The 18136-nt window shown below is 64.3% G+C and carries 17 protein-coding genes and 1 pseudogene; 15 read left to right on the top strand and 3 right to left on the bottom strand.

Annotated elements, in window-relative coordinates; translation table 11 throughout:
- Nucleotides 1–250 precede the first annotated feature (250 nt).
- The 4 genes from FJ959_RS26190 (at nt 251) to FJ959_RS26175 (ending at nt 4908) form a co-directional block, all read left to right on the top strand.
- Nucleotides 251–1246 carry an ABC transporter substrate-binding protein gene (locus FJ959_RS26190; protein WP_140513786.1) on the top strand — a complete coding sequence of 332 codons (996 nt, stop codon included), beginning with the start codon at nt 251–253 and terminating at the stop codon, nt 1244–1246.
- Nucleotides 1247–1308: 62 nt separating this feature from the next.
- On the top strand, nt 1309–2862 hold the full coding sequence (locus FJ959_RS26185; protein ID WP_140584122.1) for a sugar ABC transporter ATP-binding protein: 1554 nt from the start codon (nt 1309–1311) through the stop codon (nt 2860–2862).
- The gene (locus FJ959_RS26180; RefSeq protein ID WP_140500307.1) at nt 2859–3827 is read left to right on the top strand and encodes an ABC transporter permease; all 969 of its coding nucleotides are present in this window, start codon (nt 2859–2861) and stop codon (nt 3825–3827) included. Before FJ959_RS26185 ends, FJ959_RS26180 begins: the two co-directional genes overlap by 4 nt.
- A gap of 61 nt (nt 3828–3888) precedes the next feature.
- Complete coding sequence (locus FJ959_RS26175; protein ID WP_140632884.1) at nt 3889–4908, top strand: zinc-binding alcohol dehydrogenase family protein; 1020 nt, start codon at nt 3889–3891, stop codon at nt 4906–4908.
- A 123-nt stretch (nt 4909–5031) separates the two neighbouring features.
- Here the strand turns inward: FJ959_RS26175 and phnF are convergent, their stop codons facing one another.
- Entirely contained in the window at nt 5032–5781 is a 750-nt protein-coding gene (gene phnF, locus FJ959_RS26170; protein ID WP_140513789.1) for a phosphonate metabolism transcriptional regulator PhnF, read from the bottom strand.
- Nucleotides 5782–5897: 116 nt separating this feature from the next.
- Between phnF and phnG the strand changes: the two genes are divergently transcribed.
- The 11 genes and pseudogenes from phnG (at nt 5898) to phnE (FJ959_RS26115) (ending at nt 15698) form a co-directional block, all read left to right on the top strand.
- Nucleotides 5898–6359: a phosphonate C-P lyase system protein PhnG gene (gene phnG / locus FJ959_RS26165; RefSeq protein ID WP_140566022.1), complete on the top strand. Its 462-nt coding sequence runs from the start codon at nt 5898–5900 to the stop codon at nt 6357–6359.
- Entirely contained in the window at nt 6359–6970 is a 612-nt protein-coding gene (gene phnH, locus FJ959_RS26160) for a phosphonate C-P lyase system protein PhnH (RefSeq protein WP_140500314.1), read from the top strand. Before phnG ends, phnH begins: the two co-directional genes overlap by 1 nt.
- A 2-nt stretch (nt 6971–6972) precedes the next feature.
- Nucleotides 6973–8085, top strand: coding sequence for a carbon-phosphorus lyase complex subunit PhnI (locus tag FJ959_RS26155; RefSeq protein ID WP_140584116.1), 1113 nt, complete (start codon nt 6973–6975; stop codon nt 8083–8085).
- Nucleotides 8082–8921, top strand: a pseudogene (locus FJ959_RS26150) (alpha-D-ribose 1-methylphosphonate 5-phosphate C-P-lyase PhnJ); the annotation flags it as partial. The gene FJ959_RS26155 and the pseudogene FJ959_RS26150, both read left to right, overlap by 4 nt.
- Before the next feature lie 128 nt (nt 8922–9049).
- Complete coding sequence (gene phnK / locus FJ959_RS26145) at nt 9050–9826, top strand: phosphonate C-P lyase system protein PhnK (protein WP_056577906.1); 777 nt, start codon at nt 9050–9052, stop codon at nt 9824–9826.
- Nucleotides 9827–9891: 65 nt separating this feature from the next.
- Nucleotides 9892–10599, top strand: coding sequence for a phosphonate C-P lyase system protein PhnL (gene phnL, locus FJ959_RS26140; RefSeq protein ID WP_140500320.1), 708 nt, complete (start codon nt 9892–9894; stop codon nt 10597–10599).
- Nucleotides 10596–11213 carry a DapH/DapD/GlmU-related protein gene (locus FJ959_RS26135; RefSeq protein ID WP_140500366.1) on the top strand — a complete coding sequence of 206 codons (618 nt, stop codon included), beginning with the start codon at nt 10596–10598 and terminating at the stop codon, nt 11211–11213. Before phnL ends, FJ959_RS26135 begins: the two co-directional genes overlap by 4 nt.
- A 259-nt stretch (nt 11214–11472) precedes the next feature.
- A complete protein-coding gene (phnC, locus tag FJ959_RS26130; protein ID WP_140500368.1) occupies nt 11473–12321 on the top strand; it encodes a phosphonate ABC transporter ATP-binding protein in 849 nt (282 codons plus the stop codon).
- A 91-nt stretch (nt 12322–12412) separates the two neighbouring features.
- Entirely contained in the window at nt 12413–13321 is a 909-nt protein-coding gene (gene phnD, locus FJ959_RS26125) for a phosphonate ABC transporter substrate-binding protein (protein ID WP_140500369.1), read from the top strand.
- Between the two features lie 58 nt (nt 13322–13379).
- Nucleotides 13380–14336, top strand: coding sequence for a phosphonate ABC transporter, permease protein PhnE (phnE, locus tag FJ959_RS26120; protein ID WP_140500371.1), 957 nt, complete (start codon nt 13380–13382; stop codon nt 14334–14336).
- A 3-nt stretch (nt 14337–14339) separates the two neighbouring features.
- Nucleotides 14340–15698, top strand: a complete 1359-nt coding sequence (gene phnE, locus FJ959_RS26115) for a phosphonate ABC transporter, permease protein PhnE (RefSeq protein ID WP_140500373.1) — start codon at nt 14340–14342, stop codon at nt 15696–15698.
- 350 nt (nt 15699–16048) lie between these two features.
- Here the strand turns inward: phnE (FJ959_RS26115) and FJ959_RS26105 are convergent, their stop codons facing one another.
- Entirely contained in the window at nt 16049–16900 is an 852-nt protein-coding gene (locus FJ959_RS26105) for a sugar phosphate isomerase/epimerase (protein WP_140500375.1), read from the bottom strand.
- A gap of 41 nt (nt 16901–16941) precedes the next feature.
- Complete coding sequence (locus FJ959_RS26100; protein ID WP_140500376.1) at nt 16942–18129, bottom strand: Gfo/Idh/MocA family oxidoreductase; 1188 nt, start codon at nt 18127–18129, stop codon at nt 16942–16944.
- Nucleotides 18130–18136 lie beyond the last annotated feature (7 nt).

The following is an 18136-nucleotide window of genomic DNA, read 5'->3' as shown; positions in this document are numbered from 1 at the left end:
CTAATTTATGGAATTAATATTCCATACGTTAGTCACACGAAACGGAAGCGGCGGGCAGCGTGGGGAGAGCAAGGCGCCAGTGCTGTCATGACCGCTATGCCCCGAGGATGGCATAAACACCGCTTGCATCGACCGGATCGATGCACTATCAAAATACTGCAACTGTTTTTTATTGATAAAGTTCTGTTTGGCTACGCCTATCCGAACCGAGCTTCCGTATCGTTCACCGGGCGACCTAGGGAGGAATTCCATGAAATTCGTGACCAGCATTCTCAATCGCCGCGCTGTCATGGCGCTGGCGGCCGCGTCGATGCTTGCCGGCGTCATGCACTCGGCGCCGGTTTCGGCGGCGGACGTGACCATTCCGATCATCGTCAAGGACACCACGTCCTTCTACTGGCAGATCGTCTTGGCCGGGGCCCGCAAGGCCGGCAAGGATCTCGGCGTCAACGTGCCGGAGCTCGGCGCCCAGGCAGAGACCGACGTAAACGGCCAGATCTCGATCCTCGAAAACGCCGTCGCCAGCAATCCGGCGGCGATCGTCATCTCGCCGACCGAGTTCAAGGCGCTCGGCAAGCCGATCGACGAAGCCGCCGCCAAGGTCAAGGTTATCGGCATCGATTCCGGCGCCGACTCCAAGGCCTTCACCTCCTTCCTGACCACTGACAACGTCCAGGGCGGCCGCGTCGCCGCTGACGGGCTCGCAGCGGCCATCGGCGAAGCCAATGGCGGCAAGATCGAGGGCGACGTTGCCCTGATCACCAACACGCCTGGCGCCGGCTCGCTCGAACAGCGCAAGCAGGGCTTCATCGAACAGCTCAAGGCGAAATATCCGGGCCTGAAGCTGGTCGCCGACAAATATGCCGACGGCCAGGCCACCACCGGCCTCAACATCGCCACCGACCTGATCACCGCCAATCCGAACCTCAAGGGTATTTTCGCTTCCAACCTGATCATGGCGCAGGGCGTCGGGCAGGCTGTCGCCGAAAACAGCCTCGGCGGCAAGCTGGCGCTGGTTGGCTTCGACAGCGACGAGAAGCTGATCAAGTTCCTCAACGACGGCGTCATTTCCGCCCTCGTCGTCCAGGATCCCTACCGGATGGGCTATGACGGCATCAAGACCGCGCTTGCCGCCTCCAAGGGCGAAAAGGTCGAGACCAATGTCGACACCGGCGCCAACCTGGTCACCAAGGCCAACATGAAGGATCCCAAGATCGACGCGCTGCTCAACCCGAAGCTCAACTGAGCATCGGCACGCGCAACTGTTTCCGGGGCCTCTGCGCCCCGGAAACAACAGGGAGGATTGCCATGACGTCGACCGCGCAGGAACTGCATCCGGCCCCCGTGCTGGAGCCCGGCAGGACGATCCTCGAGCTGCAGGGTCTGGAAAAGCGCTATCCCGGCACGCATGCGCTGAAGCCTGTGACCCTGGCCTTCAAGGCGGGAGAGATCCACGCCATCGTCGGCGAGAACGGTGCCGGCAAATCGACCCTGATCAAACTTCTGACCGGCGTCATCCCGCGCACCTCCGGAGAGGTTGTGTGGGAAGGCAAGCCGGCTGCCCTGGCGACGCCGCACGAAGCCATGGCGCTCGGCATCAACGCCGTGCACCAGGAAGTCGTGCTCTGCCGCCACCTGACCGTCGCCGCCAACATGTTCCTCGGCGAGGAGAACTCGCGCTTCGGCATCCTCCAGCAACGAGCCATGGTCAGGGAAGCGCAGAAGATCATCGACGGTCTCGGCTTCGACCTGCCGGCGCATGTCGTGCTCGGCGATCTCACCATCGGCCAGCAGCAGCTGATCGCCGCCGCCCGAGCCACCGTGCGCGGCACCAAATTCCTGATTTTCGACGAGCCGACCGCCTACCTCACCCGCAAAGAGGCCGACCAGCTGTTCACGCTGATCCGCCGCCTGAAGGGTGAAGGCGTCACCATCATCTACATCAGCCATCGCATGGAGGAGGTGTTCGAGCTCGCCGACCGCGTCTCGGTGCTGCGTGACGGCACGCTGGTCGGCACCCGCAACATCGCCGAGACCAATGAGCCGGAGCTGGTCAAGCTGATGATCAACCGCTCGATCGAGCAGATCTATCACAAGGAGCATTTCACGCCGGGCGCCGTCATCGCCGAGGCGCGGAACCTGTCCGGCAAGGGTTTCGAGAATGTCTCTCTGTCGGTGCGCGCGGGCGAGATCGTCGGGCTCTACGGCCTGATCGGAGCCGGCCGCAGCGAATTCGTCACCACCCTCTACGGCCGCCACCGCAAATCGGCCGGCCAGGTGTTGTGGGAAGGCAAGGAGGTGCAGGTCAACTCCGAGCACGACGCCATCAAGCTCGGCATGGCGCTGGCACCGGAAAGCCGCCGCGACCAGGGCCTGTGCCTCAACCTGCCGGTTGCATTGAATCTCAACCTGCCGATCTACAAGCGCATATCGAAAAATCTGCTGATCTCGTCTGCGCAGGAGAAGGCCGAGGCGGACCGGCAGATCGCCGACCTCAGGATCAAGACGCCGACGCGCGGCGCGCTGGCCTCCAGCCTGTCGGGCGGCAACCAGCAGAAGATCGTCATCGGCAAGTGGCTGGCGCACGGCGCCAAACTGTTCATCTTCGACGAGCCGACGGTCGGCGTCGATGTAGGCACCAAGGCCGAGATCTACCGGCTGTTCAGTGTGCTGTTGTCCAAGGGCGCGGGCATCATCCTGATCTCGTCCTATCTGCCTGAGGTCTACGAACTGGCTGACACGCTGCATGTGTTCAGGCGCGGCAAGCTGGTGGCCACGCATGGTTTCCGCACCGCCGATCACGAGGACATTCTGGGCCAGGCCCTGGCCGAGAAACAAGAAAAGACGGGAGGACAGACATGAGCACCGAGGCGATCCCTGCCGAAAAGCCGAAGCGCAACTACAATGCCCTGTTCGGGCTGACGCTGCTTGGCCTGCTGCTTCTGATGTGGGTCATCCTGGCGGTCGCCACGCCGTCCTTCGCTTCGGCGCTCAATATCACCAACCTGCTGCGCCAGGGTTCTCTGATCGCCATCCTGGCCGTCGGCCAGACCTTCGTCATCATCACCGGCGGCATCGACCTTTCCGTCGGCGCCATCGTCGGCTTCGCCACCGTCATCGTCGCGCTGCTGATCAATGCCGGCTGGCCGGTCTGGATCGCGGTTCTGGCGACGCTGCTGGTGGGGGTCGCCATCGGCCTGTTCCACGGTTTCGGCATCGTCAGGATGGGCCTGCCGCCCTTCATCATCACGCTGGCGACCATGACCTCGCTGCGCGGCATCGGTCTCCTGATGACCAATGGCAATTCGATATCGATCAACAGCGACGCGTTCCAGGCGTTTTCGCGCGGCTCGCTGCTGGGGATCCCCTATCTGTTCTGGATGGTAATCGTGGTTGCCCTGCCCTCCTACGTCTTCCTGCACCACACGCGATGGGGACGCTATCTCTTCTCCGTCGGCTCGAACGCGGAAGCCGCGCGCCTCTCCGGCGTCAACGTGCCGCGCACGATCTACATGGCCTATGTGCTGTCCGGCCTGTGCGCGGCTTTCGTCGGCGTGCTGCTCGCGTCCCGCATCGGCATCGGCAATCCGACGCAGGGCGACACCTACGAGCTGCAAGCCATCGCCTCGTCGGTGATCGGCGGCACGTCGTTGTTCGGCGCTATCGGTTCGGTGCACGGGCCGCTGATCGGCTCGTTCATCCTCTCCACCATCAACAACGGCGCCAACCTGCTCAACGTCAACACGTTCTGGCAGCGCGTCATCACCGGCATGTTGATCATCGTCATCGTCTACTTCGACGGCCTGCGCCGCCGAGGTGGCAAGTAAAATCGATCGCCGGCCGGGTCGAAAATCGGCCGACGATTCCATGAACCGACTGGATTGAAGCATGAAAGCCGTTGTCTGCCGTTCGCCCGGCGACCTTGTCGTGGAAGACCGTCCCGCGGCTGGCTCGCCGCCTCCCGGCTGGGCGCTGGTGGCGGTCAGCCATGTCGGCATCTGCGGCACCGACTACCACATCTTCGAGGGCAAGCATCCCTTCCTCGCCTACCCCCGCATCATGGGCCATGAAGTGTCGGGGACCATCGTCGAGGCGGGCGAAGGCGTTGGTCTTGCCACGGGCGAGCCGGTCATCATCAATCCCTATCTGGCGTGCGGCAAATGCATCGCCTGCCGGCACGGTAAACCCAATTGCTGTGTCCGGATCGAAGTGCTCGGCGTGCATCGCGACGGCGCCATGTGCGAACAGATCCTTATCCCGGAACAAAACCTCTATCCAGCCAACGGCCTGTCGTTGGCCGATGCCGCGGCCGTCGAGTTCCTGGCCATCGGCGCCCATGCGGTGCGGCGCTCGCGTGCCGATCCCGGCGCACGGACGCTCGTCATCGGCGCCGGACCGATCGGGCTCGGCACCGCCATCTTCGCCCGCATCGCCGGGCTCGACGTGACGCTGCTCGACATGAGCAGCGAAAGGCTCGGCTTCGCCGCCAATGAACTCGGCTTCAAGACCCTCGACGGGTCGCGCGGCGCGGCATCCGATCTGGTCAGCGAAGCGACATCAGGCGAAGGCTTCGACGTGGTCTTCGACGCCACCGGGAACACCCCCTCGGTGCAGTCGGCCTTCGCTCATGTCGCGCATGGCGGGACATTGGTGCTGGTCAGCGTCGTGAAGGACGACATCGCCTTTTCCGACCCCGAGTTCCACAAGCGCGAGATGACGCTTGTCGGCAGCCGCAATGCCTTGAGGGCCGACTTTGACCACGTCGCCGCTTCGATCCGCGATGGCGCGGTGCCGCTGGCCAAGCTCGTCACCCACCGCACCACGCTTGCCGACACGCCACGTGACCTCGCCCGCTGGGCGCATGAGAAATCCGGGCTGATCAAGGCCGTGATCGAGGTAGGGGCATAACATGGCAGGCCGTGAACCCGGCCCGAATTGACCACACCCCCGCGCAGGTCGACCCCCAAACGCCAAGCCGCTGACAAGTGCGCGCGACCGGGCTGGTCTGATTCCAGCGTTAGGCCGACACGCCTACAGCGCCGACAGTTTCAGCTCCACCCGCTCCGCCGGGAAGCGCGCCTCGGCGAATTGGATCGGCCGGCCGTCCGGCGTCATGTTGACGGCCACCGTGACCAGCACGATGCCGCCCGGCTGCAGATCGAGGTCGGCAAGGTCGGAAGCATCGGCGTGACGCGCCGACAGCACCGTCGATTGCCTGAGATAATCGTCTATGCCGAAACGCTTGAGCGATGCGGTGATCGACCCGGTCTCGGCCATGGCCACATCGATGCCGGCGAAGCGCCTGGCGTCGAACCAGCCGGAAGCGCGCGACACCGGCTTCCCATCGGCCTCGCCGCGCGTCTCCAGGCGAATCACATCCGATCCCCTGGCAACGCCCAGGGCTTCGGCGACGCGCCGGCTGGCGGGCTCGACCGATGAGGCCAGCAGCACGATATGCCGCTCCGACGCCTGGCCCTGCAAGCCGGTTGAAAATCGCGTGCGCGCGCCGATCGGATAGGACAGCCGCTTGCGCGACAGCACGAAAGTGCCGCGCCCCTGCTCGGCCCGCAGTACCCCGTCTTGCACGAGCGCCGCGATGGCGCTGCGCACCGTGTGACGGTTGACGCCATAGCGCTCGGCCAGCGCCACCTCCGGCGGCAGCGCGGCATTCTCGGCAAAATCGCCGGCAGCGATCGATTGCAGGATTCGGTCGGCGATCTGGCGCCACAACGAGACGCCGCTGCGCCGCTCGATACCGTCAGCCACGTGTTTTCCGTTCACGGTTTCGCCCCTGGCCGGCCCCTGTCACGCACCCGTCATGGACTCGCGTTAGGTAATGGGTATAATTCGTATGGTTGTCTATATCAATAGACAAATTAGAAGCAAGGATGTTGCTCATGCGAGGACAGGAAGCGCGCGACCAGGCCGAACGCAAGGCGGCCATGGCAACCCTGGCGCAGTCCAGCGGCGACGACATCGTTCGCCTCTGGAACGAATCCGGCCTGCCTGCCGAGGTCGAACTGCTGCGCGGTCCCGAGACCGGCCTGGTTACCATGCGCGGCCGCATCGGCGGCGGCGGCGCGCCGTTCAATGTCGGCGAGGCCACCGTGACCCGCGCCACAGTGCGCCTGCCGTCCGGACAGGTCGGCCATTGCTATGCGCTCGGCCGCGACAAGCAGAAGGCGAAGCTGGCGGCCATCGCCGACGCGCTGTGGCAGGACCCCGCCCACCGAGAGGCGGTCGAAACGGGCCTTCTCGCGCCGCTGCGGGCTGCCTTGACCACGGCACGAGAAAGGCGCCGCGCCGAAACGGCGGCAACGAAGGTGGATTTCTTCACCATGGTTCGCGGAGAAGATTGATGGATATCGCAGCGCAATCGATCGAGGGCGGGTTCGCCGATCCGGTGTTCAACGCCCAGACGGTGTTTCGCGCCGTCATGGACGCAATGGCGCGGCCGGGCAGCGTGCAACCCTTGCCGGCCCTGGCCCGCCCGCCGGCGCCGCTTTCGGCGACATCGGGCGCGGTTGCGCTGGCATTGTGCGACAATGACACGCCGCTCTGGCTCGACCCGGCCCTGCATGCCTCGGCAGCGGTCATGTCCTGGCTCGGCTTTCACAGCGGTGCGCCGCTGGCCAACACCCCGGCCGACGCGCATTTCGCGTTTGTGGCCTCGCCGGCCGAGATGATGGCGCTCGACGGTTTCTCGCAAGGCACGCAGGACTATCCCGACCGCTCGACCACATTGATCCTGCAGGTCGGCGATCTCACGTCAGGCACGCCGCTGCTGCTCGAAGGTCCTGGCATCGAGAAGACGGCGACGATCGCGCCGGCCCGCATGCCGCGTCATTTCATCGAGCAGTGGAAGCAGAACATCAACCGCTTTCCGCGCGGCGTCGACATCATCCTGGCGGCACATGACAGCCTCGCCTGCCTGCCGCGTACGACACGCATCAAGACGACGGAGGCCTAGCGATGTATGTTGCGGTAAAAGGCGGCGAAGCCGCGATCGCCAACGCCCACAGCCTGCTCGCTGACCGTCGGCGCGGTGACCGCTCGGTACCGGCACTGCGCCTCGACCAGATCGTCGAACAGCTGGCGCTCGGCGTCGACCGGGTGATGAGCGAAGGCTCGCTTTACGATCGCGAACTCGCCGCACTCGCTATCGTGCAGGCGCGCGGCGACATGATCGAGGCGATCTTCCTGGTGCGGGCCTACCGCACCACGCTGCCGCGCTTTGGCTATACAAATGCCATCGACACCGCCACCATGCTGGTCGAACGCCGCGTTTCGGCGACCTACAAGGACCTGCCCGGCGGCCAGTTGCTTGGGCCCACCTTCGACTACACGCACCGGCTGCTCGATCCCGAGCTTGCCGCCGGCGCCGATGTCGCCGCGCCCTTGCGGCGCGAGACGGAAGCGCAGGCAATGCCGCGCGTCTCGGCGATCCTCGCTCGCGATGGGCTGATCGAGCCGGACGGAGACATGCCGCAGGACCATGTCCCCGGCGACATCACCCGCGAGCCGCTGGAGTTCCCGATGGCTCGCGACATCCGCCTGCAGGCGCTGTCGCGCGGCGACGAGGGCTTCCTGCTGGCGCTCGGCTATTCCACGCAGCGCGGCTATGCCCGCAACCATCCCTTCGTCGGCGAGATCCGCATCGGCGAGGTCGAGCTGGAGCTCGACGTGCCCGAACTGCCTTTCGCGGTGCCGCTCGGTACCGCGCGCGTTACCGAATGCCAGATGGTCAATCAGTTCAAGGGCTCGGCCAAGGCGCCACCGCAATTCACACGCGGCTACGGGCTGGTCTTCGGCCAGAGCGAGCGCAAGGCGATGGCCATGGCACTCTGCGACCGCGCTCTTCGTGCAAGCGAACTCGGCGAGGACATTGTCGCCGCCGCCCAGGACGAGGAATTCGTCATCTCGCACTCCGACAACGTCCAGGCGACCGGCTTCGTCGAACATCTGAAGCTGCCGCATTATGTCGACTTCCAGGCCGAACTCGACCTCGTGCGCCGCATGCGCGCCGAGTACGACGCCCGCGAAAATCCCGGCAAGATTGAAGAGAAGAAAGAGGCCGCGGAATGAGCGCGCAACCGACCGACATCGCCAGCTACAACTTCGCTTATCTCGACGAACAGACCAAGCGGATGATCCGCCGCGCGATCCTCAAGGGCATCGCCATTCCCGGCTATCAGGTGCCGTTCGCCTCGCGCGAAATGCCGATGCCCTATGGCTGGGGCACCGGCGGCGTCCAGGTTACCGCTTCGATCATCGGCCCCGACGATGTGCTGAAGGTCATCGACCAGGGCGCCGACGACACCACCAATGCGGTCTCGATCCGCGCCTTTTTCAAGAAGGTCGCCAATGTGGCGGTTACGACCGATACCGCCAGCGCCAGCATCATCCAGACCCGCCACCGCATTCCCGAATATCCACTCGCCGCAGGCCAGGTGCTGGTCTACCAGGTACCGATCCCCGAGCCCCTGCGCTTTCTCGAGCCACGCGAGACCGAAACGCGCAAAATGCATGCGCTGGAGGAATACGGCCTCATGCATGTGAAGCTCTATGAGGACATCGCCAAGCACGGCCGCATCGCCACCACCTATGCCTATCCGGTGAAGGTCGAGGGCCGCTATGTGATGGACCCGTCTCCGACGCCGAAATTCGACAATCCCAAGATGCACCGCTCGCCGGCTTTGCAGCTGTTCGGCGCCGGCCGCGAGAAGCGCATCTACGCGCTGCCCCCCTTTACTGATGTGGTCAGCCTCGACTTCGAGGATCATCCGTTCGAGGTGCAGACCTTCGACCAGCCCTGCGCGTTGTGCGGCGCCGAGAACGTTTATCTCGACGAGGTCATCCTCGATGATCACGGCGGCCACATGTTCGTCTGCTCCGACACCGACCACTGCGAGAAGCGGCGCAGCACCCCTACCTCCCCCTTGTGGGGAGGTCGCGCCGAAGGCGCGGGTGGGGGTAGCGACCCATCGGCAGCCCCCACCCCGGCGCTGCGCGCCGACCCTCCCCACAAGGGGGAGGGTAAGGAGATACAATGACCGACGAACCCTTGCTACGCGTTTCGGCGCTCTCGAAATTCTACGGCTCGCGCGTCGGCTGCGACAACGTCACCTTCGATCTGTGGCCGGGCGAAGTCCTGGCTGTCGTGGGCGAATCCGGCTCCGGCAAGACGACATTGCTCAACTGCCTGTCGACGCGGCTGCTGCCCTCATCCGGCACCGCCAGCTACCGCATGCGCGACGGCCAGTTCCGCGAACTCTACCGCATGAGCGAGGCCGAGCGCCGCTTCCTGATGCGCACCGACTGGGGCTTTGTCCACCAGAATCCGGCCGACGGCTTGCGCATGACGGTGTCGGCCGGCGCCAATGTCGGCGAACGCTTGATGGCGGTGGGCGACCGCCACTACGGCAAGATCCGCGCCACCGCCGTCGACTGGCTGTCGCGCGTCGAGATCGAGGAAGATCGCATCGACGACGAGCCCCGCGCCTTTTCCGGCGGCATGCGCCAGCGCCTGCAGATCGCCCGCAACCTCGTCACCGGCCCGCGGCTGGTGTTCATGGATGAACCGACAGGCGGCCTCGACGTCTCGGTGCAGGCGCGCCTGCTCGATCTCTTGCGCGGCCTCGTCACCGATCTCGGCCTCGCCGCCATCGTCGTCACCCATGACCTCGCGGTGGCGCGGCTTTTGTCGCAGCGCATGATGGTGATGAAGGACGGCCGCGTCGTCGAAAGCGGCCTCACCGACCGCGTGCTCGACGACCCGCGCGCGCCGTACACGCAATTACTTGTTTCCTCGATTCTGCAGGTTTGACGATGGCGCCAAGTCACCCCCCCTCTGTCCTGCCCGCAAACGAATAACGATTGGAGTACCTTCTGATGCCGACGCCTCTCGTTGTTTCCGACGTCGCCAAGAGCTTCACCATGCATCTGCGCGACGGCATCAAACTGCCTGTCGTCGCCGGTGTCTCCTTCTCGATCCGCGCCGGTGAATGCACCGTGCTCGGCGGCCCGTCCGGGGCCGGCAAGAGCTCGATCCTGAAGATGCTCTACGGCAATTACGCCGTCGACGAAGGCCAGATCATCGTCACGCACGAAGACGGGCTGATCGACCTTGCCAGCGCCAGCCCGCGCACCGTGCTTGCCGTGCGCCGCCAGACCATCGGCTATGTCAGCCAGTTCCTGCGCACCGTGCCCCGCGTATCGGCGCTCGACGTCGTCGCTGAGCCGCTCGTAGAGCGCGGTGAGGATCGCGAAGCAGCAAGAAGCAAGGCGCGCGCCCTGCTGGCGCAGCTTAACCTGCCGGAAAAACTCTGGGCATTGCCGCCGGCGACCTTCTCCGGCGGCGAGCAGCAGCGCGTCAACATCGCGCGTGGCTTCATCACCGGGCACCCGATCCTGCTGCTCGACGAGCCGACCGCTTCGCTCGACGCAAGGAACCGCGATGTGGTGATCGAACTCATCGCCGCCAAGAAGGCGGCAGGCGTCGCCCTGCTCGGCATCTTCCACGACCATGATGTGCGCGAAGCGGTGGCCGACCGCATCATCGACGTCACCGCCTTCGCCCCGGGAAAGCTCGCCGCATGAGCAGGAAATTGTCGGAGACGCCGCTGGTCCACCCGACGGCGGACGTGGAGAATTCGACGCTTGGCCGGTGGACCGAAATCGCCGACCGCTGTCGGGTTTCGGAAAGCGAACTCGGCGACTATTCCTACATGATGCAGGACTGCGCCGTCTGGTGTGCGACGATCGGCAAATTCTCCAACATCGCGGCAAGCGTGCGCATCAACGCCACCAACCACCCGACCTGGCGGCCGACGCTGCACCATTTCACCTACCGCGCATCGGACTATTGGGACGATGCCGAACACGAGAGCGAATTTTTCGCTGAGCGCCGCGCCAGGCGCGTCACAATCGGCCACGACACATGGCTTGGCCATGGCTCGACAGTCCTGCCCGGCATCACCGTCGGCGATGGCGCCGCCGTCGGCGCCGGAGCGGTGGTATCGAAGGATGTCGCTCCCTACACCATCGTCGCCGGCGTGCCGGCAAAGCCGATCCGCGAGCGCTTCGACCGCCGCACTGCCGAGCGCTACCAGGCGCTTGCCTGGTGGGATTGGGACCATGCGAGGCTGCGCGCCGCACTCGACGATTTCCGTCAGCTCGAGGCCGAAGCTTTCCTGGAAAAATACGGTGGATGACGGTGGTGAATGGAATAGGGCTGCTCACTATTCGCATCCCTTACATAGAGTTCGGGCAGGGGGCTGTCTTCTCAAGCCGCCTGCCTTCCGCAGTTTCAGGGACGTGGAGCATTTCGAGGAACTGATGGTCCTGGCCTGATCGCGCGCGACGCGGCTGTGGGTGGTAACAAAACTGACATCAATCCGACACCACAGGTTCATGGCGCTGCGCTAGCGAGGGTCAACAGGACCTTCAACCGCGACTGGACGGGAACGCACCATGTCAGCCACGCTCGAAATCCGCGGCGTCACCCGACGATTTGGCAAGAACACCGCCGTCAACGATGTCAGCATCTCGATCCCGCAGGGTCAGATGGTCGGCGTCATCGGCCGTTCCGGCGCCGGCAAGTCGACCCTTCTGCGTATGATCAACCGCCTCATCGATCCCAGCCATGGATCGATTTTCTTCGACGGCGCCGAGGTCTCGCAATTGCGCGGTTCGCCGCTCAGGCGCTGGCAGCGCGACTGCGCCATGATCTTCCAGCAATTCAACCTTGTTCCGCGCCTCGACGTGCTGACCAATGTGCTGCTCGGCCGGCTGAACCATCGTCCGACCCTGTCGAACCTTTTCGGCATGTTCTCGCGAACCGAATGTGCGCAGGCGGTCGCCGCCCTCGAGCGGCTCGATATCGCCCGTACCGCGCTGCAGCCCGCAGGCACCTTGTCGGGCGGCCAGCAGCAGCGTGTCGCCATTGCCCGCGCCATGATGCAGCAGCCCCGGGTGATCCTGGCCGACGAACCGATCGCTTCGCTCGACCCGCTCAACGCCAAGGTGGTGATGGATTCGCTGCAGGACATCAATTTGCGCGAAGGCATCACCGTGGTCACCAACCTGCACACGCTGGACACCGCCCGTACCTATTGCAACCGCATCATCGGCATGGCCGCGGGCAAGGTCGTGTTCGACGGGCCGCCGGAGGAGCTTAACCGCGAGGCCGTCCGTCTCGTCTATGGCGCCGACAGCAATGGCGGCGAGATATCCGAGGCCATCACCTCGACCAGCGTTGCCTTCAAGCAAAAGATCGCCGCATCCGCCGGACCGCTCGAACCCGCATTCCCGGGTTACTGAGAGCGACCTGGATCGCCAGCCCGCGTCAGGGCACCCGTCAAAATCACCAACGCCGCCGGCGCGGGGCCGGAACCTACAGGAGAGAAATCAGATGTTCAGGAAAATGGTTTTCAGCGCCGTTTCGGTGCTTGCAATGGCCACCGGCGCGGCGCATGCCGCCGATATGAAGGAATTCCGCGTCGGCATCCTCGGCGGCGAGAACGAAACCGACCGGCTGCGCAACTACCAGTGCCTGGCCGATCACCTGAAGGCCGAATTCGGCTTCGAGAAGGTCTCGCTGTTCCCGGCCGCCGACTATGACGGCGTCATCCAGGGACTTCTCGGCGGCACGCTCGACTTCGCCGAACTCGGCGCTTCCGGCTACGCCAGCGTCGTCCTCAAGGATCCCAAGGCGGTAACCCCGATTCTCACAACCCAGCAGACCGACGGCGCGACCGGCTACTATTCGATCGGCCTGGCGCTGAAGTCCTCCGGCATCACCGACATCAAGTCGGCCAAGGGCAAGAAGCTCGGTTACGCCGATCCGGATTCGACCTCCGGCTACCTGATCCCGCTGACGCAGATTCCGAAGGACACGGGCGCGTCGAACGAGACCTTCTTCGCCTCGACCCAGTTCAATGGCGGCCATGAGAACAATGTGCTCGCCGTGCGTGACGGCAAGGTCGACGTGGCGGTGGACGATTCCTCCGGCATCGGCGACTTCAAGGACGGCTACACCTCCGGCACCTTCCACAAGGAAGTCGCCAAGGGCGCCGTCGACCCCAACGACTTCGTCGAGGTCTGGCGCTCGGGCCTGATCCCGAACGGTCCGCTGGTCGTGCGCACGGCGCTCGGCGACGAGATGACGGCCAAGCTGGCCGCCTTCTTCACCGACCTGCCCAAGAAGGACAAGGCTTGCTTCGAAGGCGTCGAAGGCGGCGATTTTACCGGCTACGTTCCGGTGAAGGCGGATTTCTATAACGTCATCGTCGAAGCCCGTAAGGCAGCCATCGGCGGCTAAAGGCAGAAATCAGGAAGGGCGGCGCCGAGAAAACGCCGCCCTTCTTGCATCTCCGACCATGACCCTTTCCCTGACAGCTCCTTCCGGCGCCACGCACCAGATGGCCGACGCCTGGCGTCGCCAGACCTCCTTGCGCCGGCTCTACACCGCCATCGGCGTCGGCCTGTTGTTGGTCGCACTCGGCGGCACCATGTGGTTTGCCGACGAGGCCAATGCCGGGCACTTCTTCGACCGGCTGCCGCATATTCTGGATTTCCTGAGCTGGCTCGTTCCCAAGGACTGGAACGATGTCTGGCGGGCGCTGTTCGACATCGCCTCCCCGCATGACACCGGCACGCAGGAATTCAACTTTCCGCTCGGCCGCGCCTATGTCTGGGGCGGTTTCTACATCCCGGAATATTTCGAGCTGATGCTGACCACGCTTAACGTGGCGCTGGTCTCGACATCAATTGGTTTCGTCTTCGCCGTGCCGTTCTCCTTCATCGCGGCGCGCAACCTGACGCCGCATCCGCTGCTGCGGCTTGTCGTCAAGCGCTTCATGGAACTGCTGCGGGCCTTTCCCGAGATCGTCATCGCCGGCCTGTTCGCGGCCATCGTTTCGATCGGTCCGATCGCCGCCATCATCGCCATCGGTCTGCATTCGATCGGCGCGTTGGGCAAGCTGTTCTACGAGATCAACGAGAACGTCGACATGCGCACCGAGGAAGGCCTGCGGGCCGTCGGCGCCAACTGGTTCGAGCGGGTACGCTTTGCCGGCCTGCCGCAGGTGCTGCCCAATTTCATGTCCTATACGCTGCTCAGGATCGAGATCAACGTGCGCATCTCCACCATCATGGGCGCGGTCGGCGGCGGCGGCATCGGCGAGGAGCTGAAGCTGTCGATCTCGCGCGGCTTCGGCGCCAAGACGATAGCCTTGGTGCTGCTCCTGTTCACGACCATCTTCATCGTCGACCAGTTCTCCGCCTGGCTGCGCCGCAAGCTGGTCGGCGAACAAGCCTTTGTGATGAGCGCCTGATCCATGACCGCCGCCGAAATTCAGTCGATCGAGGACCGCTTCCCGCAAGTGTTCCGCCGGCCGTTCCACAGGCGCTTCGGGCCGCTGCTGCTGCTTGGCGGCATCTTGCTCTACCTGCTCTACGCGCTGTGGTTCTTCAATCTGCCGCAAGTGCTGCGGGAATCGCATTGGGAGCGGCTGCCGCTGTTCCTGACCCAGTGGATCAGTTACGACGTGCAGCCGATCTTCCGCCTCGACGAGCCGCAGATAACGGCCAAATACCCCCGCTTTTCTGTACTCGGCCCCAATCCCCACCCGGATTGGGTCAAGACCAACGCCGACGGTTCGGTGACGGTCCTGATCGACGGCACGGCGAAGTCGGTCACCTTCGACAAGGCACGAGCAACGATCGTCGCCGCTGGGACGAGCGTGGCGGTGGCGCTGGACAGCGGCAAGCCGCTGGTCTCGGGACCTGTTCCCGACTGGGTCACCGTGCATGAGGATGAGGTCGTCGCCGACATGGGCTTCGCCGGCGAGGTCCGCGTCGCCCCCGATCGCGTCAGGATCCGCAAGCGCTTTCTCGGCTGGGCGAACTTCGTCTTCGACACACGCTCGCCCTTCTTCGGAAAATCCGCCGGCGAGGTGGTGTCACTGATCACGTCGGGCCCCGAGCTGAAAGCGGGCACCTCCAATCTGGCGCTCGCCGGCAACAACATCTGGAACAATGCGCAGTGGCAGCATGGCGATGTCTGGACAAAGCTGTTGCAGACCATCGTCATGGCCTTTCTCGGCACCGCGCTCGGCGGCATCGTCGCCTTCCCGCTCGCCTTCTTCGCCGCCCGCAACATCACCCCCAACCGGCTGGTCAACCAACTGCTCAAGCGCTTCTTCGACTTCATGCGCTCCATCGATATGCTGATCTGGGCACTGTTCTTCACGCGCGCCTTCGGACCGGGTCCGCTGGCCGGCAGCGCCGCGATCTTCTTCACCGAGATCGGCACGCTCGGCAAAACCTATTCCGAGGCGCTGGAGAACATCGATGACAAGCCGCGCGAGGGTGTTGTGTCGACAGGCGCCAACCGTCTTCTGGTGCAGCGCTACGGCGTACTGCCGGAAGTGGTGCCGGTGTTCATCAGCCAGACGCTCTATCAGTGGGAATCCAACACCAGGGGCGCGACCATCATCGGCGCCGTCGGTGCCGGCGGCATCGGCCTGAAACTGTGGGAAGCGATGCGCACCAATTCCAACTGGGCCAACGTCTTCTACATGGTGCTGCTGACGCTGGTCGTGGTCTTCATCTTCGACAACATTTCCAATTTCCTGCGCCGCAGGCTGAGCCGGACGATTCATGACTACAACAGGTTGCAGGCCGAACTGGGCTAACCTTGTGACGCATAAGCGCGGGCATCGTATGGTGCCGCGCCAAGGGTCGACCCCCACTCCGTCGAGCTGCGCTCGACACCTCTCCCCCGATCGACGGGGGAGAGGAAAGCGCCAGGGCGTCCTGGCCGATCCTAGGCGGAGGCTCCTTTCTATCCCGAGCCACCGGGGCCTTTCCTCTCCCTCCGGAGGGGGGAGAGGTGGCTCGGCGAAGCCGAGACGGAGTGGGGGAACCACCTGGAAACCGCCGCGAACGCAACTGGAAAATGGGCCAGGCGCAATCAACGCCTCGCCTTGCGCCAAAGGTCGCCGACGCAGGTCTTGTTCGCGTCACTATCGCCCGACCAAGGCACCTAGGCGGCCTTCTTCCACCCGTTCTTGATATGCTTATATCCATCCCGATAAACCGCTTCCGGGCTCTCGGAAAAATCGCGCCACACCTTGGTCGCCGCCGCGAGATCCTTCAGCGAACGTCCAAACGCCTCGATCGTCAGCCAGTCGTCGTAGCCGCTCTTGCGGATGGCCGAGAATGTTTCCTTCCAGGGGATGTTGCCGCGCCCCGGCACGCCGCGATCGTTCTCCGATATATGGATATGCACGACATTCCTGCGATGCTTCGTATAGGCGCCGATCGGGTCTGCCTCCTCGATATTGGCGTGGAAGGTGTCGTACATCGCCTTGATGTGCGGCCGGTCGATGGCATCGATATGCTCCGACAGGTCGGCCATCGTGTTGAGGAGATAGCATTCGAAGCGGTTGAGCGCCTCGAGCCCGATGATGACGTTCCTCTTGCCTGCATGATCGCCGATGGCGCGCTGCGAGGTGACGGAGCGTTTCTTCTCGGCCGCGGTCGGCCCGGAACCGGAAAAGGCGCCGAGCGTCGAATGCAACGGGCCGCTCAGCGTTCTGGCGCCGAGCGCGTCTGCGCAATCGATCGCCCATTTCATGTAGTCGACACCGGCCTTGCGCGCTGCCGCATCGGCCGAGATCAGGTTCATCGCCGGATCGCCCATCGCTGAAACGGCGGTCCGTTCAAGCCCTATGCGATCGAGCAGCTCGCCCAATTTCCTGTAGTCGTCCGGCATGCCGGCAAAGATCGGTATCTCGACGCCGTCGAAGCCGGTGGCCTTGATGTCGCGAAGCAATGGCTCGTGCTTCTTCGACACCGCCGTCGTCCACAAGAACATGCACATGCCGATTTTCATCGACGCCCCTCCCCCAAAATGATCCCCCCGCGAGATCAAATTTAAAGTTTCGTCCACGCTCCATTCTTCTTCGACGATTTCACGCAGGCCTCGATGAAGGCCATGCCCTCGACGCCGTCCTGAATGGTCGGGAACACGACGTCCTTGGCAGGCTTGCCGCCCTTGCGCCGCGCGGCGCGGATGGCGCGCGCTGCTTCTTGGTAGATGTTGGCGAAGCCTTCGAGATAGCCTTCGGGATGGCCGGAAGGAACGCGGCTGACACGGCCCGCAACCGGCAACGCGCCGGCACCGTTGCGGGTGATCAGCTGCTTGGGCTGGCCGAACGGCGTATACCAGAGATAGTTCGGATCGGCCTGCACCCATTCCAGCCCGCCCTTCGAACCATAGATGCGCAGCTTCAGCCCGTTCTCATGGCCGGGCGCCACCTGGCTTGCCCAGATCATGCCTTTTGCCGCATGCGTCTTGCCGACCGGCTTGAAGCGCAGCATGACGTTGACATTGTCGTCGAGCTGCCGTCCCGGCACGAAGGCGTCGAGATCGGCCGACAGCGTGTCGAGTTCCAGCCCGGAGACAAAGCGGGCAAGATTGTAGGCATGCGTGCCGATGTCGCCGAGCGCGCCGCCGGCACCGGCCTGCTTGGGGTCGGAACGCCACGCCGCCTGTTTTTGACCGGTGGCGGCAAGGTCCTCCGTCAGCCAGTCCTGCGGATATTCCGACTGCACGATGCGGATGTCGCCGAGCACGCCCTTGGCCACCATCTCGCGCGCCTGGCGGATCATCGGATAGGCGGTGTAATTGTGGGTCAGCACGAACACCTTGCCGGTCTTCTCGACGATCGCCGCGAGCTTCTTTGCCTCGGCCAGCGTCGTCGCCAGCGGCTTGTCGCAGATGACATGGATGCCGGCTTCAAGAAACGCCCTGGCCGCCGGCACATGCACATTGTTCGGAGTGACGATGGCCACCGCCTCGATGCCATCCGGGCGCTTTGCCTCGGCCTTGGCCATCTCGGCATAGGACGCGTAGCTGCGCGAAGGGTCGAGCCCGAGCTCGGCGGCAGAGGCCTTGGCGCGCGCCGGATCGGACGACAGCGCGCCGGCGACCAGCACGAACTCATTGTCCATGCGCGCCGCGATCCGGTGCACCGCGCCGATGAATGCGCCTTGCCCACCCCCGACCATGCCATAGCGGATCGGGCCGCCTCCCGTTTCCGACTTCGATGCACCGACCATGTCGTCT

Origin of the sequence: Mesorhizobium sp. B2-2-4, from assembly GCF_006442375.1 — a bacterium.
In the GTDB taxonomy this organism is placed as follows: Bacteria; Pseudomonadota; Alphaproteobacteria; order Rhizobiales; family Rhizobiaceae; genus Mesorhizobium.
Note: the sequence above shows the minus strand (reverse complement) of the source record. Positions and strands in the feature narration are given on the sequence as shown.